This is a genomic window from Ideonella sp. BN130291 (genome assembly GCF_036231905.1).
Taxonomy (GTDB): Bacteria; Pseudomonadota; Gammaproteobacteria; order Burkholderiales; family Burkholderiaceae_C; genus CAMLIZ01.
The window spans coordinates 219,672-241,571 of the sequence record NZ_JAZARE010000006.1 but is presented as its reverse complement, the minus strand read 5'-3'; the positions used below and the strand labels follow the sequence as shown (position 1 = coordinate 241,571).

18 protein-coding genes and 4 tRNA genes are annotated in these 21,900 nt (G+C 64.6%); 21 read left to right on the top strand and 1 reads right to left on the bottom strand.

From position 1 onward, the window contains the following. The 16 genes from trpC (at nucleotide 1) to VPH43_RS14775 (ending at nucleotide 16,166) form a co-directional block, all read left to right on the top strand. Nucleotides 1-792 carry an indole-3-glycerol phosphate synthase TrpC gene (trpC, locus tag VPH43_RS14850; protein WP_328578492.1) on the top strand — a complete coding sequence of 264 codons (792 nt, stop codon included), beginning with the start codon at nucleotides 1-3 and terminating at the stop codon, nucleotides 790-792. Next, a complete protein-coding gene (locus VPH43_RS14845) occupies nucleotides 789-1,499 on the top strand; it encodes a uracil-DNA glycosylase (RefSeq protein ID WP_328578491.1) in 711 nt (236 codons plus the stop codon). The genes trpC and VPH43_RS14845 overlap by 4 nt, the downstream gene beginning before the upstream one ends. A 58-nt stretch (nucleotides 1,500-1,557) precedes the next feature. Further along, nucleotides 1,558-1,643 (top strand) — tRNA-Tyr (locus VPH43_RS14840). A gap of 81 nt (nucleotides 1,644-1,724) precedes the next feature. After that, nucleotides 1,725-1,798, top strand: a tRNA-Gly gene (locus VPH43_RS14835). Between the two features lie 93 nt (nucleotides 1,799-1,891). Continuing rightward, a tRNA-Thr gene (locus VPH43_RS14830) sits at nucleotides 1,892-1,966 on the top strand. Nucleotides 1,967-2,011: 45 nt separating this feature from the next. After that, nucleotides 2,012-3,202 carry an elongation factor Tu gene (gene tuf / locus VPH43_RS14825; protein ID WP_328578477.1) on the top strand — a complete coding sequence of 397 codons (1,191 nt, stop codon included), beginning with the start codon at nucleotides 2,012-2,014 and terminating at the stop codon, nucleotides 3,200-3,202. A gap of 19 nt (nucleotides 3,203-3,221) precedes the next feature. Next, a tRNA-Trp gene (locus tag VPH43_RS14820) sits at nucleotides 3,222-3,297 on the top strand. Nucleotides 3,298-3,426: 129 nt separating this feature from the next. After that, entirely contained in the window at nucleotides 3,427-3,813 is a 387-nt protein-coding gene (gene secE, locus VPH43_RS14815; protein ID WP_328578490.1) for a preprotein translocase subunit SecE, read from the top strand. A gap of 10 nt (nucleotides 3,814-3,823) precedes the next feature. Beyond that, nucleotides 3,824-4,411: a transcription termination/antitermination protein NusG gene (gene nusG, locus VPH43_RS14810; protein ID WP_328578489.1), complete on the top strand. Its 588-nt coding sequence runs from the start codon at nucleotides 3,824-3,826 to the stop codon at nucleotides 4,409-4,411. Nucleotides 4,412-4,523: 112 nt separating this feature from the next. Next, the gene (gene rplK, locus VPH43_RS14805; RefSeq protein WP_328578488.1) at nucleotides 4,524-4,955 is read left to right on the top strand and encodes a 50S ribosomal protein L11; all 432 of its coding nucleotides are present in this window, start codon (nucleotides 4,524-4,526) and stop codon (nucleotides 4,953-4,955) included. 2 nt (nucleotides 4,956-4,957) lie between these two features. Beyond that, nucleotides 4,958-5,665, top strand: a complete 708-nt coding sequence (gene rplA, locus VPH43_RS14800; protein WP_328578487.1) for a 50S ribosomal protein L1 — start codon at nucleotides 4,958-4,960, stop codon at nucleotides 5,663-5,665. 267 nt (nucleotides 5,666-5,932) lie between these two features. After that, nucleotides 5,933-6,460 (top strand): 50S ribosomal protein L10, encoded by a 528-nt coding sequence (gene rplJ / locus VPH43_RS14795; protein ID WP_328578486.1) that lies wholly within the window; start codon nucleotides 5,933-5,935, stop codon nucleotides 6,458-6,460. A 47-nt stretch (nucleotides 6,461-6,507) separates the two neighbouring features. After that, nucleotides 6,508-6,885: a 50S ribosomal protein L7/L12 gene (rplL, locus tag VPH43_RS14790; RefSeq protein ID WP_328578485.1), complete on the top strand. Its 378-nt coding sequence runs from the start codon at nucleotides 6,508-6,510 to the stop codon at nucleotides 6,883-6,885. Between the two features lie 316 nt (nucleotides 6,886-7,201). Next, nucleotides 7,202-11,326: a DNA-directed RNA polymerase subunit beta gene (rpoB, locus tag VPH43_RS14785; protein WP_328578484.1), complete on the top strand. Its 4,125-nt coding sequence runs from the start codon at nucleotides 7,202-7,204 to the stop codon at nucleotides 11,324-11,326. A 134-nt stretch (nucleotides 11,327-11,460) separates the two neighbouring features. Beyond that, the gene (rpoC, locus tag VPH43_RS14780) at nucleotides 11,461-15,681 is read left to right on the top strand and encodes a DNA-directed RNA polymerase subunit beta' (RefSeq protein WP_328578483.1); all 4,221 of its coding nucleotides are present in this window, start codon (nucleotides 11,461-11,463) and stop codon (nucleotides 15,679-15,681) included. Between the two features lie 92 nt (nucleotides 15,682-15,773). Then, nucleotides 15,774-16,166 (top strand): methylglyoxal synthase, encoded by a 393-nt coding sequence (locus VPH43_RS14775; RefSeq protein WP_328578482.1) that lies wholly within the window; start codon nucleotides 15,774-15,776, stop codon nucleotides 16,164-16,166. On the opposite strand, the gene VPH43_RS14770 is transcribed toward VPH43_RS14775, so the two are convergent. Further along, nucleotides 16,129-16,602 (bottom strand): PIN domain-containing protein, encoded by a 474-nt coding sequence (locus VPH43_RS14770; protein ID WP_328578481.1) that lies wholly within the window; start codon nucleotides 16,600-16,602, stop codon nucleotides 16,129-16,131. The two genes, VPH43_RS14775 and VPH43_RS14770, sit on opposite strands and share 38 nt — an antisense overlap. 248 nt (nucleotides 16,603-16,850) lie before the next feature. Between VPH43_RS14770 and rpsL the strand changes: the two genes are divergently transcribed. From rpsL to rpsJ, 5 genes are all read left to right on the top strand, one after another. After that, entirely contained in the window at nucleotides 16,851-17,228 is a 378-nt protein-coding gene (rpsL, locus tag VPH43_RS14765; RefSeq protein ID WP_328578480.1) for a 30S ribosomal protein S12, read from the top strand. 157 nt (nucleotides 17,229-17,385) lie between these two features. Then, nucleotides 17,386-17,856, top strand: coding sequence for a 30S ribosomal protein S7 (rpsG, locus tag VPH43_RS14760; RefSeq protein WP_328578479.1), 471 nt, complete (start codon nucleotides 17,386-17,388; stop codon nucleotides 17,854-17,856). Nucleotides 17,857-17,933: 77 nt separating this feature from the next. Then, on the top strand, nucleotides 17,934-20,039 hold the full coding sequence (gene fusA / locus VPH43_RS14755; RefSeq protein WP_328578478.1) for an elongation factor G: 2,106 nt from the start codon (nucleotides 17,934-17,936) through the stop codon (nucleotides 20,037-20,039). Nucleotides 20,040-20,191: 152 nt separating this feature from the next. Beyond that, nucleotides 20,192-21,382 (top strand): elongation factor Tu, encoded by a 1,191-nt coding sequence (gene tuf / locus VPH43_RS14750; protein WP_328578477.1) that lies wholly within the window; start codon nucleotides 20,192-20,194, stop codon nucleotides 21,380-21,382. Nucleotides 21,383-21,541: 159 nt separating this feature from the next. Beyond that, the gene (gene rpsJ / locus VPH43_RS14745; RefSeq protein ID WP_046110754.1) at nucleotides 21,542-21,853 is read left to right on the top strand and encodes a 30S ribosomal protein S10; all 312 of its coding nucleotides are present in this window, start codon (nucleotides 21,542-21,544) and stop codon (nucleotides 21,851-21,853) included. The last annotated feature ends 47 nt before the right edge of the window (nucleotides 21,854-21,900 follow it).

Genomic DNA, 21,900 nt, shown 5'->3' with positions numbered 1-21,900 from the left:
ATGCCCGCAGACATCCTCCAGCGCATTGTTGCCGTCAAGCGGGACGAGGTGGCTGCCGCCCGGCGCGGCCGGGACTTCGCATCCCTGCGCCGGGACGCCGAGCAGCGTGGCGATCTGCGCGACTTTGCCGGCGCCTTGCAGGCCCAGGTCACGGCTGGCCGGCCCGCGGTGATCGCCGAGGTCAAAAAAGCCAGTCCGAGCAAAGGCGTGCTGCGCGAGCACTTCGTGCCGGCGGACATTGCCGCCAGCTATGCGGAGCATGGCGCCGCCTGCCTCAGCGTGCTGACGGACCGCCAGTTCTTCCAGGGCGATGCCGAGTACCTGCGCCAGGCCCGTGCCGCCTGCGCGCTGCCGGTGCTGCGCAAGGACTTCATGATCGACCCGTATCAGGTGCTCGAGGCCCGCGCCATGGGGGCCGACTGCATCTTGTTGATCGCCGCCTGCCTGGACGACGCGCTGATGGCGGACCTGGAAGCCTGCGCCTTCGACCTCGGCATGGCGGTGCTGGTGGAGGTGCACGACGGGGACGAACTGGAGCGCGCGTTGCGGCTGAAGACGCCGCTGGTGGGCATCAACAACCGCAACCTGCGCAGCTTCGAGGTGACGCTGGACACCACGCTGAATCTGCTGCCCCAGGTGCCGCGCGACCGGCTGCTGGTCACCGAGTCCGGCATCCTGCAGCCGGGGGACGTCAAGCGCATGCGCGACGCCGGCGTGAATGCGTTCCTGGTGGGTGAGGCCTTCATGCGAGCCGACGACCCCGGAGCGGCGCTGGCGCAGCTGTTTGCATGAACCAGCTCCGGCAGCCGCTGTCCGAGCTTGTCGGCCAGGTGGGCGGGGGCTGGCAGCCCGTGGTGGACGCCTGGCGTGCCAGCCCGGCCGGCGAGGCTCTGCTCGCGCATGTGGGCAGCCGGCAGCAGGCCGGCGCGGTGATCTACCCGGCCCAGGTGCTGCGGGCACTCGAACTCACGCCGCGCGATCGGGTGCGGGTGGTGATCCTGGGGCAGGACCCGTACCACGGCGCCGGCCAGGCCGAGGGTCTGGCGTTTTCGGTACCGCCCGGCCAGAAGCTGCCGCCCAGCCTGCGCAACATCTACAAGGAACTGCAGCGCGACCTGGGCTGCCCGTTGCCCGCGCACGGCCACCTGGGCGACTGGGCGCGCCAGGGCGTGCTGCTGCTCAACACCGCACTCACGGTGGAGGACGGCGCGCCCGCCAGCCACGCCAAACGCGGCTGGGAGGCGCTCACCGACGGCCTGATTGCTGCGGTGGCCGGCGACCCGGGCCCCAAGGTCTTCATGCTCTGGGGCGCGCATGCGCAGGCCAAGAAGCCGCTTATCGAGGCAGTGGGCGAGGGCCATCTGGTGCTGCAGAGCAACCATCCGTCGCCGTTGTCCGCCACCCGGCCACCGGTGCCCTTCATCGGCTGCGGCCATTTCAGCGCGGCCAACCGCTTCATCTTGGCGCACGGCCTGGGGGAACCCGTCGTCTGGGCTTGAACTCCGGCCGACTCGTTGCTGAAGCAAAAAACCCGTGCTATATTCTGCGGTTCGCCGCGGAGGGGTGCCCGAGTGGCTAAAGGGGGCAGACTGTAAATCTGTTGGCTTACGCCTACGCTGGTTCGAATCCAGCCTCCTCCACCAGGCGAAACTTTTGAGATGTGGGCTCGCGGCGTTGCTGGCGCGGGCTCACGGGACGGGACGACTCCAGTCTTCATGACGAGTGCGGGAGTAGTTCAATGGTAGAACCTTAGCCTTCCAAGCTAATGACACGGGTTCGATTCCCGTCTCCCGCTCCAGCAAGCCCGTCGACACGGGTGTGGTTTTTTGCAAAGCGCTGCGCTGATGTTGTGAAGCGATGTGCTGAAGCAAGAGCCCAGATCCGTGTCGATGCCCATGTGGCTCAGTGGTAGAGCACTCCCTTGGTAAGGGAGAGGTCACGCGTTCGATCCGCGTCATGGGCACCACCAATTCAGCTCGACTTCCGTTGACGATCGCTAGGAGCGCACAACATGGCAAAAGGCAAATTTGAACGGACCAAGCCGCACGTGAACGTGGGCACGATTGGTCACGTGGACCATGGCAAGACGACGCTGACGGCGGCGATCACGACGGTGCTGTCGACCAAGTTCGGCGGCGAGGCCAAGGCCTACGACCAGATCGATGCGGCGCCGGAAGAAAAGGCGCGCGGCATCACGATCAACACCGCGCACGTCGAATACGAAACCGCCAACCGCCACTACGCGCACGTCGACTGCCCCGGGCACGCCGACTACGTGAAGAACATGATCACCGGTGCGGCCCAGATGGACGGCGCCATCCTGGTGGTGTCGGCCGCTGACGGCCCGATGCCGCAAACGCGCGAGCACATCCTGCTGGCCCGTCAGGTGGGCGTGCCCTACATCATCGTGTTCCTGAACAAGTGCGACATGGTCGACGACGCCGAGCTGCTCGAGCTCGTCGAAATGGAAGTGCGCGAACTGCTCAGCAAGTACGACTTCCCCGGTGACGACACCCCCATCGTGCACGGCTCGGCCAAGCTCGCCATGGAAGGCGACAAGGGCGAACTGGGCGAACAAGCCATCTTCAAGCTCGCCGACGCACTGGACAGCTACATCCCCACGCCTGAGCGTGCGGTCGATGGCGCCTTCCTGATGCCCGTGGAAGACGTGTTCTCCATCTCCGGCCGCGGCACCGTGGTGACCGGGCGCGTCGAGCGTGGCGTGGTCAAGGTCGGCGAAGAAATCGAAATCGTGGGCATCAAGGCCACGCAAAAGACCACCTGCACCGGCGTGGAAATGTTCCGCAAGCTGCTCGACCAAGGCCAGGCTGGCGACAACGTGGGCATCCTGCTGCGCGGCACCAAGCGTGAAGACGTCGAGCGCGGCCAGGTGCTGTGCAAGCCCGGCAGCGTCAAGCCGCACACCCACTTCACCGCCGAGATCTACGTGCTCAGCAAGGAAGAAGGCGGGCGCCACACCCCGTTCTTCAACAACTACCGTCCCCAGTTCTACTTCCGCACCACGGACGTGACCGGCGCGGTGGAGCTGCCCAAGGACAAGGAAATGGTGATGCCCGGCGACAACGTGGCCATCACCGTCAAGCTGATCGCCCCGATCGCGATGGAAGAAGGCCTGCGCTTCGCCATCCGTGAAGGCGGCCGCACCGTCGGCGCCGGCGTGGTGGCCAAGATCATCGAGTAACAGAACCTGCAAAGGCCGCAGGGGCATAGCTCAATTGGCAGAGCGTCGGTCTCCAAAACCGAAGGTTGGGGGTTCGAGACCCTCTGCCCCTGCCAAGCTCTCGTGACCACGAGGGCTTGAACGGCCAGACAAAGCAGCCCGCGGGTGGTTTTTTGCCCGGCGGGCTTTGCTGCTGATGGCGGCGCGTGAAATGAGGCCCGCCATCGGGAACCGAAGTGAAAGTGATGACCACCAATCCTCAAGTCGAAACCGTCTCCACCGGTGCGGACAAGGCCAAGCTCGTCGCGGCCGGCCTGCTGGTGGTCGGTGCCGTCGTGGCGTTCTACCTGCTGGGCAGGCAGGACCTGTGGCTGCGCGTGGGCGCGCTGCTGCTGATCCTGGCAGCGGCCGTGGCCCTGTTCTTCACCTCGGAAAACGGCAAGCAGCTGATCGCCTTCGGGCGCGATTCGGTGCGCGAGGTCAAGAAGGTTGTCTGGCCCACCCGCAAGGAAGCGGTGCAGATGACGGCGTACGTGTTCGCCTTCGTGGTGGTGATGGCCCTGTTCCTGTGGCTCACCGACAAGACGCTGGAGTGGGTGCTGTACGACCTGATCCTGGGCTGGAAGCGGTAAGGACACTGCCATGAGCGAACAAGACAACAGCACCCCCGATGCCGCCGCCCCGGCTGCCAACCCGAACCCGCTGCGCTGGTACGTGGTGCACGCGTACTCCGGCATGGAGAAGGCGGTGGAACGCAACCTGCGCGAGCGCATCGAGCGCGCCGGCATGCAGGCCAAGTTCGGCCGCATCCTGGTGCCCACCGAAGAGGTGGTGGAGCTCAAGAACGGCAAGAAGGCCGTCACCGAGCGCCGTTTCTTTCCCGGCTACGTGCTGGTCGAGATGCTGATGGACGACGAGTCCTGGCACCTGGTCAAGCACACCAGCAAGGTCACCGGCTTCGTCGGCGGCGCGAAGAACCGCCCGGCGCCGATCTCCGAAGCCGAGGTGATGAAGATCGTCAACCAGATGCAGGAAGGCGTCGAGAAGCCCCGTCCCAAGGTGGAGTGGGTGGTTGGCGAGCTGGTGCGTGTGAAGGAAGGTCCGTTCACCGACTTCAACGGCGCCATCGAGGACGTGAACTACGAAAAGTCCAAGGTCCGCGTGTCGGTCACGATCTTTGGTCGTGCGACTCCCGTCGAGCTGGACTTTTCGCAGGTCGAAAAGGTCTGAGTTTTCCGGTGTTGCGCGCGGGTGGTGGCCCGGTGCGCGACGTTCGTTCTTGAGTCAGGGCCACACGGACGAGGAGTCTGCTTCGGCAGACGTTTGAACTCGAGGAGCCATCATGGCAAAGAAAATCGTCGGCTTCATCAAGCTGCAAGTTCCGGCCGGCAAGGCCAACCCTTCTCCCCCGATCGGCCCGGCACTGGGTCAGCGCGGCCTCAACATCATGGAGTTCTGCAAGGCGTTCAACGCCCAGACCCAGGGTGTGGAGCCGGGCCTGGTGCTGCCGGTGGTCATCACCGCCTTCGCCGACAAGTCCTTCACCTTCCAGATCAAGACCCCGCCCGCCGGCGTGCTGATCAAGAAGGCGATCTCGCTGCAGAAGGGCTCGGCCCGTCCGCACCTGGACAAGGTCGGCAAGCTGACCCGCGCACAGATCGAGGAGATCGCGAAGACCAAGATGAAGGACCTCAACGCCGCCGATCTGGAAGGCGCCGTGCGCACGATCGCCGGCACCGCCCGTTCCATGGGCGTGACGGTCGAAGGAGTCTGATGATGGCCAAGCTCACGAAGAAACAGAAGGCCCTGCAGGGCAAGGTCGACAGCCTGAAGCTGTACCCGATCACCGACGCGCTGACGATCGTCAAGGACGCTGCCACCGCCAAGTTCGATGAGTCCATCGACGTGGCCGTGCAGTTGGGCATCGACGCGAAGAAGTCGGACCAGGTCGTGCGTGGCGCCGTCGTGCTGCCCAACGGCACCGGCAAGACCAAGCGCGTGGCGGTGTTCGCCCAGGGCGCCAAGGCCGAAGAAGCCAAGGCCGCCGGTGCCGACGTCGTCGGCATGGAAGACCTGGCCGAGCAGGTCAAGGCAGGCAACATCAACTTCGACGTGGTGATCGCCTCGCCGGACACGATGCGCGTGGTCGGTACGCTGGGCCAGATCCTGGGCCCGCGCGGCCTGATGCCGAACCCGAAGGTCGGCACCGTGACGCCCGACGTGGCCACCGCGGTGAAGAACGCCAAGGCCGGCCAGGTGCAGTTCCGCGTCGACAAGGCCGGTATCGTGCACGGCACCATCGGCCGCCGTTCGTTCGACTCCGACAAGCTGGTGGGCAACCTCGCCGCCTTGCTGGATGCGCTGAACAAGGCCAAGCCGGCGTCGAGCAAGGGTATCTACATCCGCAAGGTGGCGGTGTCCTCGACCATGGGAGTGGGTGTGCGTGTGGACGCGTCCACCGTGGCGCAGGCCGCTCAGGGCTAAAGCCCAAGAGAAACGAGGCGGCGCGAGTGTCTGGCGCGTCGCCGATGAATTGGTGGGCCGGTGCGGCGCAAGCTGCTCCGGGCCATCCAAGACCGCTGGTGGGGTGAAAGCCTCCTAATCGCAAGGCCCGCGCGCAAGTGCGGTCCGGACAACCAGCGCAGATGGCGGTCCCGCTTCTGAAGGAATTCGATTCCCGAGGCAGTAGGTCGCTGAACTTAGGTAGTGCTGGAGCCGCCAGGCAAAGGCACTTGTGTGAGGAGTCAGACCTTGAGTCTCAACCGCAACGAGAAAGCAGCCGTCGTGACGGATGTGGCCGCGCAAGCCGCGCGTTCGCAGACGTTGGCGCTGGCCGAGTACCGTGGCCTCACCGTGGAAAACCTGAACAAGCTGCGCGTCGATGCGCGGTCCAAGGGTGTGTACCTTCACGTGCTGAAGAACACCCTGGCCCGTCGCGCCGTCGCCGGCACCCCGTTCGAGGTGGCCGCGGATGCCATGGTAGGCCCGCTGATCTACGGCTTTTCCGAAGACGCCGTTGCCGCGGCCAAAGTCATTTCCGACTTTGCCAAGACCAACGACAAGCTGATCGTGAAGGCTGGCGCCTATGCCGGCAAGGCACTGGACGCCAACGGGGTGAAGGCCCTGGCCGCGATCCCGAGCAAGGAAGTCTTGCTGTCCCAGCTGGCCGGCCTGCTCAAGGCGCCGATCCAGCGCACCGCCGCCGTGCTCGCCGCACTGGCCGAGAAGAAGGGTGGCGGCGCGGAAGCGCCGGCCGCCGCTGAAGCGGCAGCTGCCTGATCACGAACAGCTCACTGCAACTTATCTACTGAATCGAGGAATCCCAAATGGCATTCGACAAAGACGCTTTCCTGACCGCCCTGGACGGCATGTCCGTGATGGAACTCAATGACCTGGTGAAGGCCATTGAAGAGAAGTTTGGCGTGTCCGCCGCTTCCATGGCTGCCCCGGCCGCCGGTGGTGGCGGTGCTGCCGCTCCGGCCGCCGAAGAGAAGACCGAGTTCAACGTGATGCTGCTCGAAGCCGGCGCCAACAAGGTGTCCGTCATCAAGGCAGTTCGCGAAATCACCGGCCTGGGCCTGAAGGAAGCCAAGGACCTGGTCGACGGCGCGCCCAAGGCCGTCAAGGAAGGCATTGCCAAGGCCGACGCCGAAGCTGCCAAGAAGAAGCTGGAAGACGCCGGCGCCAAGGTCGAGTTGAAGTAATTCCACTCGTCCGGGGGAGGCTGGGAGCCGGAAAAAGGCTCCCAGCCTTTCGCGCTTCAAGGCCGGCATGGTTTTTGTCGGCCCTGAGAGCAGCTGGGAGCATCCTCGGTGACAATCGAGGGTTCTCCCAAGTGTTCTCTGATCCGACTGCAGAGAACGGTTTGGTCGGGCTCCGGTGCAATGCCGGGGTTGTCCGCCAGCGGCTGGTAGTGGCCAGCCACCAAGCTTCGGGCCGTCCGTTCGTGATGGGACCCGAATAGCCAGTCGCCGACGAAACCCGGCTCACGGCCAGAGACGGGTTCGACACGGAGTCCTTATGGCGCAAGCATCTTCCTCCTACAGCTACACCGAGCGCAAGCGTATTCGCAAGAGCTTCGGCAAGCGCGAGAGCGTCCTCAACGTCCCGTATCTGCTCACCATGCAGCGGGAATCCTATGTCGCGTTCCTCCAGAAGGACGTGGCACCGCAGAAGCGCAAGCCCGAAGGGCTGCAGGCGGCTTTCCTTTCCGCGTTCCCGATCGTGTCGCACAACGGGTTCGTGGAGATGAAGTTCATCGAATACAACATCGCCAAGCCTCCGTTCGACACCCGTGAGTGCCAGCAACGTGGCCTGACGTACGCAGCCGCCGTGCGCGCGAAGCTGCAGATGATCATCTATGACCGCGAGTCGGCGCCGGCCAAGGTGGTCAAGGAGATCAAGGAGCAGGAGGTCTACATGGGCGAAGTGCCCTTGATGACCGACTACGGCTCGTTCATCGTCAATGGCACCGAGCGTGTCATCGTGAGCCAGCTGCACCGCTCGCCGGGCGTGTTCTTCGAACACGACAAGGGCAAGACCCACAGCTCGGGCAAGCTGCTGTTCAGCGCGCGGATCATTCCGTACCGCGGCTCCTGGCTGGACTTCGAGTTCGACCCGAAGGACATCCTGTATTTCCGCGTCGACCGCCGCCGCAAGATGCCGGTGACGATACTGCTCAAGGCCATCGGCCTGAACCCCGAGCAGATCCTCGCCAACTTCTTCGTGTTCGACAACTTCCGTCTGATGGACACCGGTGCCCAGATGGAGTTCGTGGCCGACCGCCTGCGCGGTGAAGTGGCCCGCTTCGACATCACCGACAAGGACGGCAACGTCGTCGTCGAGAAGGACAAGCGCATCACGGCGCGCCACACGCGCACCCTGGAGCAGACCGGCACCAAGTTCGTCAGCGTGCCGGAAGACTTTTTGCTCGGCCGCGTGGTGGCCCGCAACATCGTTGACGGCGACACCGGCGAGATCATCGCCAAGGCTAACGACGAAATCACCGAGATGCTGCTGAAGAAGCTGCGCGGTGCCGGCGTGAAGGACATCCAGGTCCTGTACACCAACGAGCTGGACGAAGGCGCCTACATCAGCCAGACGCTCGCGTCCGATGAAACCGCCGACCAGCTGGCCGCACGCGTGGCCATCTACCGCATGATGCGCCCCGGCGAGCCGCCGACGGAAGACGCCGTCGAGGCGCTGTTCCATCGCCTGTTCTATTCGGCTGACACCTACGACCTGTCGCGCGTGGGCCGCATGAAGTTCAACGCCCGCGTGGGCCGCGACTCCGCCGAAGGCGCGATGACGCTGTCCAATGAGGACATCCTCGACGTGGTGAAGATCCTCGTCGAGCTGCGCAACGGCCGCGGCGAAGTGGACGACATCGACCACCTGGGCAACCGGCGCGTGCGCTGCGTGGGCGAACTGGCCGAGAACCAGTACCGCTCGGGCCTCGCCCGCATCGAGAAGGCGGTGAAGGAGCGCCTGGGCCAGGCCGAGACCGAAGCCCTGATGCCGCATGACCTGATCAACTCCAAGCCGATTTCCGCGGCGCTGAAGGAGTTCTTCGGTGCGAGCCAGCTGTCGCAGTTCATGGACCAGACCAACCCGCTCTCGGAGATCACGCACAAGCGCCGTGTCTCCGCCCTGGGCCCGGGTGGCCTGACGCGTGAGCGTGCCGGCTTCGAAGTGCGTGACGTGCACCCGACCCACTACGGCCGCGTCTGCCCGATCGAAACGCCGGAAGGCCCGAACATCGGCCTGATCAACTCGCTCGCGCTGTACGCACAGCTGAACGAGTACGGCTTCCTGGAGACGCCGTATCGGCGTGTGCAGGACGGCAAGGTCACGATGGAGATCGACTACCTGTCCGCCATCCAGGAAGGCAAGTACGTCATCGCCCAGGCCAACGCCACGCTGGACAAGGAAGGCAAGCTCACCGACGAACTGGTCTCCGCCCGCGAAAACGGCGAATCGGTGCTGACCTCGCCGGAACGCATCCAGTACATGGACGTGGCGCCGACGCAGATCGTGTCGGTGGCGGCGTCGCTGGTGCCGTTCCTCGAGCACGACGACGCGAACCGCGCGCTGATGGGCGCCAACATGCAGCGCCAGGCCGTGCCGGTGCTGCGCCCCGAGAAGGCCTTCGTCGGCACGGGCGTCGAGCGCGTGGCCGCGAAGGACTCGGGCACCGTGGTGGCCGCCCGCCGCGGTGGCGTGGTGGACTATGTGGACACCAACCGGATCGTGATTCGTGTGAACGACAACGAGACGGTGGCCGGTGAAGTCGGCGTCGACATCTACAACCTGATCAAGTACCAGCGGTCCAACCAGAACACCAACATCCACCAGCGCCCGATCGTGCGCCGGGGTGACAAGGTGGCGGCCGAGGACATCATCGCCGACGGTGCCTCCACCGACATCGGCGAGCTGGCGCTCGGCCAGAACATGCTGGTCGCGTTCATGCCGTGGAACGGCTACAACTTCGAAGACTCGATCCTGATCTCCGAACGCGTGGTCGCGGAAGACCGCTACACCTCGATCCACATCGAGGAACTGGTGGTGATGGCGCGCGACACCAAGCTGGGCTCCGAAGAAATCACCCGCGACATCCCGAACCTGAGCGAGCAGCAACTGTCGCGTCTGGACGAATCCGGCATCGTGTACATCGGTGCCGAGGTGAACCCGGGCGACGTGCTGGTGGGCAAGGTCACGCCGAAGGGGGAGACCACGCTGACGCCGGAAGAGAAGCTGCTGCGGGCGATCTTCGGCGAGAAGGCGTCCGACGTGAAGGACACCTCGCTGCGCGTGGACCAGGGCACCAATGGCACGGTCATCGACGTGCAGGTGTTCACCCGTGAAGGCATCCAGCGCGACAAGCGCGCCCAGCAGATCATCGACGATGAGCTCAAGCGCTTCCGCCTGGACCTGAACGACCAGCTGCGCATCGTGGAGGCCGATGCCTTCGACCGGATCGAGAAGCTGCTGATCGGCAAGATCGCCAACGGCGGCCCGCAGAAGCTGGCCAAGGGCACCGCGATCGACAAGGCCTACCTGTCGGGCATCGAGAAGTTCCACTGGTTCGACATCCGCCCGGCGGACGACGAGATCGCCAACCAGCTGGAGAGCATCAAGAACTCGCTGGAGCAGACGCGCCACAGCTTCGACCTGGCTTTCGAAGAAAAGCGCAAGAAGCTCACGCAGGGCGACGAGCTGCCGGCCGGTGTGCTGAAGATGGTGAAGGTGTATCTCGCCGTCAAGCGCCGCCTGCAGCCTGGCGACAAGATGGCCGGCCGCCACGGCAACAAGGGCGTGGTGTCCAAGATCGTTCCGGTCGAGGACATGCCCTACATGGCCGACGGCACGCCGTGCGATATCGTGCTCAACCCGCTGGGCGTGCCTTCGCGCATGAACGTGGGCCAGGTGCTGGAAGTGCACCTGGGCTGGGCCGGCAAGGGCATCGGCCAGCGCATCGGCGACATGCTGCAGCAGGAGACCCGCGTGGCCGAGCTGCGCAAGTTCTTCGACGAGCTGTACAACAAGTCCGGTGGCAAGACCGAGCGCCTGGATGAGCTGAGCGACGACGACGTGGTGGAAATGGCGCAGAACCTGAGCAAGGGCGTGCCGTTCGCGACCCCGGTGTTCGACGGTGCTGCGGAAGAAGAAATCCGCGGCATGCTCAAGCTCGCCTATCCGGACGACATTGCTGCCAAGAAGGGCCTCACAGCCACCCGCACCCAGGCCACCCTGCACGACGGCCGCACCGGCGACGCTTTCGAGCGCCCGGTCACCGTGGGCTACATGCACGTGCTGAAGCTGCACCACCTGGTGGACGACAAGATGCACGCCCGCTCGACCGGCCCGTACTCGCTCGTCACCCAGCAGCCGCTGGGCGGCAAGGCGCAGTTCGGCGGCCAGCGCTTCGGTGAGATGGAAGTGTGGGCGCTGGAAGCCTATGGCGCCTCCTACATCCTGCAGGAGATGCTGACGGTCAAGTCCGACGACGTGAACGGCCGCACCAAGGTGTACGAAAGCATCGTCAAGGGTGAACACGCCATCGACGCCGGCATGCCCGAGTCGTTCAACGTGCTGGTCAAGGAAATTCGTTCGTTGGGCATCGACATCGAACTGGAAAGGAACTGACGTGCCAAAGCCGCGCCATGCGTCGTTGCTCGGTCGGTTGCGTAGCGCTGCTATGCGGCCCTCCCTCGCGCCTAGCCTGACGCGCCTTTGATCACGCCAGATTTCTTTCCAGTTACGCAATTGAAGGAGAAGCCATGAAAGGCTTGTTGGACCTTTTCAAGCAATTCACGCCCGATGAGCATTTCGATGCCATCAAGATCGGCCTGGCGTCCCCGGAGAAGATCCGGAGCTGGTCGTTCGGCGAGGTGAAGAAGCCCGAGACCATCAACTACCGGACCTTCAAGCCGGAACGCGATGGCCTGTTCTGCGCCAAGATCTTCGGCCCGATCAAGGACTACGAGTGCCTGTGCGGCAAGTACAAGCGCCTGAAGCACCGCGGCGTGATCTGCGAGAAGTGCGGCGTTGAAGTCACCCAGACCAAGGTGCGCCGCGAGCGCATGGGCCACATCGACCTGGCCGCGCCCTGTGCGCACATCTGGTTCCTGAAGAGCCTGCCGTCGCGCCTGGGCCTGGTGCTCGACATGACGCTGCGCGACATCGAGCGCGTGCTGTACTTCGAAGCGTATGTCGTGGTCGACCCCGGCATGACGCCGCTGAAGAAGTTCTCGATCATGAGCGAGGACGACTACGACGCCAAGCGCGCGGAATTCGGTGACGAGTTCGTGGCTTCGATGGGTGCCGAGGGCATCAAGAAGCTGCTCGAGGAAATGGACCTCGACACCGAGATCGAGAAGCTGCGCGGCGACATGACCGGCTCGGAGCTCAAGGTCAAGAAGAACTCCAAGCGCCTGAAGGTCATGGAGGCCTTCAAGAAGTCCGGCATCAAGCCGAACTGGATGGTGCTGGAAGTGCTGCCCGTGCTGCCGCCGGACCTGCGTCCGCTGGTGCCGCTGGATGGCGGCCGCTTCGCCACGTCCGACCTGAACGACCTGTACCGCCGCGTCATCAACCGTAACAACCGCCTCGCGCGGCTGCTGGAGCTGAAGGCACCGGAAATCATCGTCCGCAACGAGAAGCGGATGCTGCAGGAAGCTGTCGACTCGCTGCTGGACAACGGCCGCCGCGGCAAGGCCATGACGGGCGCCAACAAGCGCGCGCTCAAGTCCCTGGCCGACATGATCAAGGGCAAGAGCGGCCGCTTCCGCCAGAACCTGCTGGGCAAGCGCGTCGACTACTCCGGCCGTTCGGTCATCGTGGTGGGCCCGACGCTCAAGCTGCACCAGTGCGGCCTGCCCAAGCTGATGGCGCTGGAGCTCTTCAAGCCCTTCATCTTCTCGCGCCTGGAAGCCATGGGCATCGCGACGACGATCAAGGCGGCGAAGAAGGAAGTCGAATCCGGCACGCCGGTGGTGTGGGACATCCTTGAGGAAGTGATCAAGGAGCACCCGGTGCTGCTGAACCGCGCGCCGACGCTGCACCGCCTGGGCATCCAGGCGTTCGAGCCGGTGCTGATCGAAGGCAAGGCGATCCAGCTTCACCCGCTGGTCTGCGCAGCCTTCAACGCCGACTTCGACGGCGACCAGATGGCCGTGCACATCCCGCTGTCCATCGAGGCGCAGATGGAAGCCCGCGCGCTGATGCTGGCCTCCAACAACGTGCTGTTCCCGGCCAACGGCGAGCCGTCGATCGTGCCGTCGCAGGACGTGGTGCTGGGCCTGTACTACGCCACCCGCGAGCGCATCAACGGCCGTGGCGAGGGGATGATCTTCTCGGACATCCCGGAAGTGCAGCGTGCGCTCGACAACGAGCAGGTCGAGATCACCGCCAAGGTGACGGTGCGCCTGACCGAGTACGTCAAGAACAAGGACACCGGCGAGTTCACGCCCGAGACCAAGCTGGTGGACACCACCGTGGGCCGTGCGCTGCTCAGCGAGATCCTGCCCAAGGGCTTGCCCTTCAGCAACATCAACAAGGCGCTGAAGAAGAAGGAAATCTCCAAGCTCATCAACGTGAGCTTCCGCAAGTGCGGCCTGAAGGAGACCGTGGTGTTCGCCGACAAGCTGCTGCAAAGCGGCTTCCGGCTGGCCACCCGCGCCGGCATCTCGATCGCCATCGACGACATGCTGGTGCCCAAGGAGAAGCACGGCCTGATCGAGCGTGCCGAGAAGGAAGTCAAGGAGATCGAGCAGCAGTACGTCTCGGGCCTGGTGACCTCCGGCGAGCGCTACAACAAGGTGGTGGACATCTGGGGCAAGACCGGCGACGAGGTCGGCAAGGTCATGATGAGCCAGCTGTCCAAGCAGAAGGTGCTGGACCGCCACGGCAAGGAAGTGGACCAGGAGTCCTTCAACTCCATCTACATGATGGCCGACTCCGGTGCCCGTGGCTCCGCCGCGCAGATCCGCCAGCTGGCCGGCATGCGCGGCCTGATGGCCAAGCCGGACGGCTCCATCATCGAGACGCCGATCACGGCGAACTTCCGCGAAGGCCTGAACGTTCTGCAGTACTTCATCTCCACCCACGGCGCCCGTAAGGGCCTGGCGGACACGGCGCTGAAGACGGCGAACTCCGGCTACCTGACGCGCCGCCTGGTCGACGTGACGCAGGATCTGGTGGTCACCGAAGTCGATTGCGACACCCAGAACGGCATCGCGATGCGCGCGCTGGTCGAAGGCGGTGAAGTCATCGAATCGCTGCGCGACCGCATCCTGGGTCGTGTGGCGGCCATCGAGGTGGTGCACCCCGAGACGCAGCAGGCGCTGATCGCGGCCGGCGAAATGCTGGACGAAGATGCGCTGGACGTGATGGAAGCCGCCGGTGTCGACGAGGTGAAGGTCCGCACGCCGCTGACCTGCGCCACGCGATTCGGCCTGTGCGCACGCTGCTACGGCCGCGACCTGGGCCGTGGCGGCCTGGTGAACGTCGGTGAGGCGGTTGGCGTGATCGCCGCCCAGTCGATCGGCGAGCCCGGCACGCAGCTGACGATGCGCACGTTCCACATCGGTGGTGCGGCCTCGCGTGCAGCGGTGGCCTCGAGCGTGGATGCGAAGTCCGATGGTTTCATCGGCTTCAACCCCACGATGCGTTACGTGACCAACGGCAAGGGCGAGCTGGTGGTGATTTCCCGTTCCGGGGAAATCATCATCTCCGACCAGCATGGCCGCGAGCGCGAGCGCCACAAGGTGCCGTACGGCGCCACCTTGAACGTCAAGGCCGACCAGCAGATCAAGGCCGGCACCGTGCTGGCCAACTGGGACCCGCTGACCCGCCCCATCATCACCGAGTTCGCCGGCAAGGCGCGCTTCGAGAACGTGGAAGAGGGTGTCACCGTCGCCAAGCAGGTGGACGAGGTCACCGGCCTGTCCACGCTGGTGGTGATCGATCCGAAGCGCCGTGGTGCGACCAAGATCGTGCGCCCGCAGGTCAAGCTGCTGGACGCCGGTGGCAACGAGGTGAAGATCCCCGGCACCGACCACTCGGTGACCATCGGCTTCCCGGTCGGCGCGCTGATCCAGATCCGCGACGGCCAGGACCTGGCGCCTGGTGAAGTGCTCGCCCGTATTCCGGTCGAAGGCCAGAAGACGCGTGACATCACCGGCGGTCTGCCCCGCGTGGCCGAGCTGTTCGAAGCCCGTTCGCCCAAGGATGTCGGCACCCTCGCCGAGATCACCGGCACGGTGTCCTTCGGCAAGGAGACCAAGGGCAAGGTGCGCCTGCAGATCACCGATCCGGACGGCAAGGTCTACGAAGAGCTGGTGCCCAAGGAAAAGAACATCCTGGTGCACGAGGGCCAGGTGGTCAACCGTGGCGAACTCATCGTCGACGGCGCGGCGGATCCGCAGGACATCCTGCGCCTGCTGGGTGTCGAGGAGCTGGCGCGCTACATCGTCGACGAGGTCCAGGACGTCTACCGCCTGCAGGGCGTGAAGATCAACGACAAGCACATCGAGGTGATCGTTCGCCAGATGCTGCGTCGCGTGCAGATCGCCAACCCGGGTGACAGCAACTACATCGCCGGCGAGCAGGTCGAGCGTTCGGAGCTGTTCGACACCAACGACCGCCTGCGCTCCGAAGGCAAGCTGGAAGCGACCTACACCGACGTGCTGCTGGGCATCACGAAGGCGTCCCTGTCGACCGACTCGTTCATCTCCGCGGCCTCCTTCCAGGAGACCACCCGCGTGCTGACCGAAGCGGCCATCATGGGCAAGCGCGACGAGCTGCGTGGCCTGAAGGAGAACGTCATCGTCGGCCGCCTGATTCCTGCCGGCACCGGCATGGCCTTCCACGATGCCCGCAAGGCGAAGGAAGAGATGGACGAGAGCGAACGCCGCGCCATCGCCATGCAGGAAGCCGAGGAACTGGCTGCCGTGCAGATGGCACAGGTGGACGCCAACAGCGACAGCGGCGCCGAGTAATCAGCGTCTCCACTGCGCACAAGGGGCGGCTTCGGTCGCCCCTTTTTCGTTTCTGATGCCCGGCTGTAACGGCCGCTGCCTATGATGGGCTGATGAAGATCGCCTTGATTGCCCACGACCACAAGAAGGACGACATGGTGGCGCTGGCGCGCGAGTTCGCCGGCTTCCTGGGCCGCTGCGAGCTGGTGGCCACCGGCACCACCGGCGGGCGGCTGCAGGCCGAGGCCGGGCTCGCGGTGGAGTGCCTGTTGAGCGGGCCGCTCGGTGGTGACCTGCAGATCGGCGCCCGGCTGTCGGTGGGCGGCGTGGACGCGGTCATCTTCCTGCGCGATCCCATGACGCCGCAGCCGCACGAACCGGACATCAATGCGCTGGTGCGGGCGTGCGACGTGCACAACGTGCCTTGCGCCACCAACCTGGCCAGCGCCCGGTGCCTGCTGCGGGAGTTCAGCCGGGGGACACCAGACTCCAGCGCTCCGGCGTGAGCACCTGCACGCCGTAGGCGCGCGCGCGGCGAGCCAGTTTCAGCACGGCGCGGTCGCGCGTCAGCAGCCAGCGCGCACGCATGCCGATGGCCAGGTCGATGAACTTCTGGTCGTCGGCGTCGCTGCAGCGCGGCAGGTTCAACGGCGCCAGCGGCGGATCCACCAGCAGCGCGTGGCGCGCCCAGGCGGTTTGCCAGCTCAAGGGATCCACGGTTCGGCCGCCCGGCAGGCCGCGCTGCAGCACGTGGGCCATTTCCGCGCGCATCGCTTCGGTGGCGACCCACTGGACCTCCCCTGCACCGATCGCCGCGATCACCGGGGCCAGTGCCGGATTGCCGAACACCAGCCAATCGAACACGACGTTGGTGTCCAGGACGAGGCGGGGCGCGCCATTGGTGACGCCGGCGCAGCCGTTCTCTGGAGAGTGCTCACTCACTTTATGTTCAGTATTCTGACAACCCGGTCGTTCTCCCGGGCTTGACTTGTGGACAACTTGCTGCTGAGGCGCCTGCTCCCTATAATGGAGGGCTTTTCGGCAGATTCTGCTGCGCTCTTTGTCGAGCGGCTCACCGGGTCAGGGCGTTTTTCTTGCGCCCTCCACATCCGGCTTCGGGCCCGTCTCCCCACTGGAGTGCTCGGCATCTGACGGAAATCGAGTGACTTCAAACGGGAACAAGTTCACCTATGCCAACCATCAACCAGCTCGTGCGTCACGGCCGCCAGGTCGAGACCACGAAGTCCAAATCGCCGGCGATGCAAAACTCGCCGCAGCGTCGCGGCGTTTGCACCCGCGTCTACACCACGACCCCCAAGAAACCGAACTCCGCGCTGCGTAAAGTGGCCAAGGTTCGCCTGACCAACGGGTTCGAGATCATTTCCTACATCGGCGGCGAAGGCCACAACCTGCAAGAGCACAGCGTCGTGCTGGTGCGCGGCGGCCGTGTGAAGGATCTGCCGGGTGTGCGCTACCACATCGTGCGCGGTTCGCTCGACCTGCAAGGCGTGAAAGACCGCAAGCAGTCGCGCTCCAAGTACGGCGCCAAGCGTCCGAAGAAGGCCTAAATCGTCAAGGTCATGTCACGTCCGGCTGCAAAGCTCGGAACGTGTGTTGCGGCAGCCCGTCAAACATGGCTTGCCGAGTAAGTGGAAGGCCCTGGTGGTCTTTCGCGGCAAGGGCAAAAGAGCCCGAGCCAACTGAAGCTGAAGAAGGAAGAGTCCCATGCCACGTCGTCGCGAAGTACCCAAGCGCGAGATCCTGCCCGATCCCAAGTTCGGCAACGTCGATCTGTCCAAGTTCATGAACGTTGTGATGGAGTCGGGCAAGAAGGCTGTCGCCGAGCGCATCATCTACGGCGCGCTCGAGCAAGTCGAGAAGAAGGCCAACCGTGATCCGCTCGAGGTGTTCCTCACCGCGCTGAACAACGTGAAGCCGATGGTCGAGGTGAAGTCCCGTCGCGTCGGCGGTGCGAACTACCAAGTTCCCGTGGAAGTTCGTCCCGTCCGCCGCGTGGCACTCGCCATGCGTTGGCTGAAGGAATCGGCGCGCAAGCGCGGTGAGAAGTCCATGGCCCAGCGCCTGGCCAACGAGCTGCTGGAGGCCGCGGAAGGCCGTGGCGGCGCGATGAAGAAGCGCGACGAAGTGCACCGCATGGCCGAAGCGAACAAGGCCTTCTCGCACTTCCGCTTCTAAGCCCCTGTCGTTAGCAGGCCGCCTGACACCCGGGTTCGTGTGAACCCGGCAGGCGGCCCCTGTATTTGGAGTCAATCATGTCCCGCAAGACCCCCATCGAGCGCTACCGCAATATCGGTATCTCCGCGCACATCGATGCCGGCAAGACCACCACGACCGAGCGCATCCTGTACTACACCGGTGTGAACCACAAGATCGGTGAAGTGCACGACGGTGCCGCAACGATGGACTGGATGGAGCAGGAGCAGGAGCGGGGCATCACCATCACCTCCGCTGCGACCACGTGCTTCTGGAAGGGGATGGAAATGAACTTCCCCGAGCACCGCATCAACATCATCGACACCCCCGGACACGTGGACTTCACCATCGAGGTGGAGCGTTCCATGCGCGTTCTCGACGGCGCCTGCATGGTGTATTGCGCCGTGGGTGGCGTGCAACCGCAGTCCGAAACTGTCTGGCGCCAGGCCAACAAGTACAAGGTGCCGCGCCTCGCATTCGTCAACAAGATGGACCGCACGGGCGCCAACTTCTTCAAGGTCTATGACCAGATGAAGACGCGCCTGAAGGCCAACCCGGTGCCGGTGGTGATCCCGATCGGCGCCGAAGAAAACTTCACCGGCGTCATCGACCTGATCAAGATGAAGGCCATCATCTGGGACGAGGCGTCCCAGGGGATGAAGTTCGAGTACCGCGACATCCCGTCGGACCTCCAGGCCGAAGCGGACAAGTGGCGCGAGAACATGATCGAGGCCGCCGCCGAAGCCAGCGAAGAGCTGATGAACAAGTACCTGGAATCGGGCGAGCTGACCGAGGCCGAGATCAAGCTCGGCCTGCGCACCCGCACGATCGCCACGGAAATCCAGCCGATGCTGTGCGGCACGGCCTTCAAGAACAAGGGCGTGCAGCGCATGCTCGACGCGGTGATCGAGTACATGCCCTCGCCGATCGACATCCCGCCGGTGCCGGGCACCGACGAGAACGAGCAGGCCGTCACCCGCAAGGCCGACGACAACGAAAAGTTCGCCGCGCTGGCGTTCAAGCTGATGACCGACCCGTATGTCGGCCAGCTGACCTTCGTGCGTGTCTATTCGGGCGTGTTGAAGTCCGGCGACTCGGTCTACAACCCGATCCGCGGCAAGAAGGAGCGCATCGGCCGGATCCTGCAGATGCACGCCAACCAGCGCGAGGAGATCAAGGAGATCCTGGCCGGTGACATCGCTGCCTGCGTGGGCCTGAAGGACGTGACCACCGGTGAGACGCTGTGCGACCCGGAACACGTGATCACGCTCGAGAAGATGGTCTTCCCCGAGCCGGTGATCTCGCAGGCCGTCGAGCCGAAGACCAAGGCCGACCAGGAGAAGATGGGCGTCGCGCTCGGCCGCCTGGCCGCCGAGGATCCGTCGTTCCGCTTGCGCACCGACGAGGAGTCCGGCCAGACCATCATTTCCGGCATGGGCGAGCTGCACCTGGAAATCATCGTCGACCGCATGAAGCGCGAGTTCGGCGTGGAAGCCAACGTGGGCAAGCCGCAGGTGGCCTACCGCGAAACCATCCGCAAGGCGGTGAGCGACGTCGAAGGCAAGTTCGTGCGCCAGTCCGGCGGCAAGGGCCAGTACGGCCACGTCGTGCTGAGCATCGAGCCGCAGGAGCCGGGCAAGGGCTTCGAGTTCGTCGACGCGATCAAGGGCGGCGTGGTGCCGCGCGAGTTCATCCCGGCGGTCAAGAAGGGCGTGGAAGACACGCTGCCCAACGGTGTGCTCGCGGGCTATCCGGTGGTGGACGTGAAGGTCACCCTGACCTTCGGTTCGTACCACGAGGTGGACTCGAACGAAAACGCGTTCAAGATGGCCGCGTCCATGGGTTTCAAGGACGGCTGCCGCAAGGCCAGCCCCGTGATCCTGGAGCCGATGATGGCGGTGGAAGTCGAGACGCCGGAAGACTACGCCGGCAACGTGATGGGCGACCTGTCGTCGCGTCGGGGCATGGTGCAGGGCATGGAAGACATGCCCGGCGGCGGCAAGGTCATCAAGGCCGAGGTTCCGCTGTCCGAGATGTTCGGCTACTCCACCACGCTGCGCTCGATGTCCCAGGGGCGTGCGACGTACACCATGGAGTTCAAGCACTACAGCGAAGCTCCAAAGAACGTCGCCGACGCGATCATTACGTCGCGCGGTAAAGCGTAATTTAGGAAGTACAGCGGGTGCGCCTCGCGGCGCATCCTTCTCTTGTAGCCGGTCTTCGGCGGGGCACCCTCTGCTGCCAGTGGCAGTCGGATCACCCCCTCGCAGCAGACCTTAAACCGAGCACTGGCACTGCTCTTTTTTGGAGATACGAAATGGCAAAAGGCAAATTTGAACGGACCAAGCCGCACGTGAACGTGGGCACGATTGGTCACGTGGACCATGGCAAGACGACGCTGACGGCGGCGATCACGACGGTGCTGTCGACCAAGTTCGGCGGCGAGGCCAAGGCCTACGACCAGATCGATGCGGCGCCGGAAGAAAAGGCGCGCGGCATCACGATCAACACCGCGCACGTCGAATACGAAACCGCCAACCGCCACTACGCGCACGTCGACTGCCCCGGGCACGCCGACTACGTGAAGAACATGATCACCGGTGCGGCCCAGATGGACGGCGCCATCCTGGTGGTGTCGGCCGCTGACGGCCCGATGCCGCAAACGCGCGAGCACATCCTGCTGGCCCGTCAGGTGGGCGTGCCCTACATCATCGTGTTCCTGAACAAGTGCGACATGGTCGACGACGCCGAGCTGCTCGAGCTCGTCGAAATGGAAGTGCGCGAACTGCTCAGCAAGTACGACTTCCCCGGTGACGACACCCCCATCGTGCACGGCTCGGCCAAGCTCGCCATGGAAGGCGACAAGGGCGAACTGGGCGAACAAGCCATCTTCAAGCTCGCCGACGCACTGGACAGCTACATCCCCACGCCTGAGCGTGCGGTCGATGGCGCCTTCCTGATGCCCGTGGAAGACGTGTTCTCCATCTCCGGCCGCGGCACCGTGGTGACCGGGCGCGTCGAGCGTGGCGTGGTCAAGGTCGGCGAAGAAATCGAAATCGTGGGCATCAAGGCCACGCAAAAGACCACCTGCACCGGCGTGGAAATGTTCCGCAAGCTGCTCGACCAAGGCCAGGCTGGCGACAACGTGGGCATCCTGCTGCGCGGCACCAAGCGTGAAGACGTCGAGCGCGGCCAGGTGCTGTGCAAGCCCGGCAGCGTCAAGCCGCACACCCACTTCACCGCCGAGATCTACGTGCTCAGCAAGGAAGAAGGCGGGCGCCACACCCCGTTCTTCAACAACTACCGTCCCCAGTTCTACTTCCGCACCACGGACGTGACCGGCGCGGTGGAGCTGCCCAAGGACAAGGAAATGGTGATGCCCGGCGACAACGTGGCCATCACCGTCAAGCTGATCGCCCCGATCGCGATGGAAGAAGGCCTGCGCTTCGCCATCCGTGAAGGCGGCCGCACCGTCGGCGCCGGCGTGGTGGCGAAGATCATCGAATGACATGGTGCCCCCGGGCGTCCCGCGCTGAACGCGCTTGACGCCCACCCCCCGAGGGGGTTTGGTCTTGGCTTGGGGCGGCCCGGCGCCAAGACCACCCTCCGGCCATCTGTCTCTCCGTTGCGGCCCTAGGGGCCACAACACTGCTCTTTAGGAGTCACCATGCAAAAGCAAAAGATCCGTATCCGCCTCAAGGCGTTCGACTACAAGCTGATCGACCAGTCGGCCCTCGAGATCGTGGACACCGCCAAGCGCACCGGCGCGATCGTGCGTGGCCCCGTGCCCCTGCCCACCCGCATGCAGCGTTTCGACATCCTGCGTTCGCCGCACGTCAACAAGACCTCGCGCGACCAGTTCGAGATCCGCACGCACCAGCGCCTGATGGACATCGTCGACCCGACCGACAAGACTGTGGACGCGCTGATGAAGCTCGATCTGCCGGCCGGCGTGGACGTCGAGATCAAGCTGCAGTAAAGCTTGTAGCAGGTGCGGTTATCGCATCTGCTACAATGCTCGGCTTT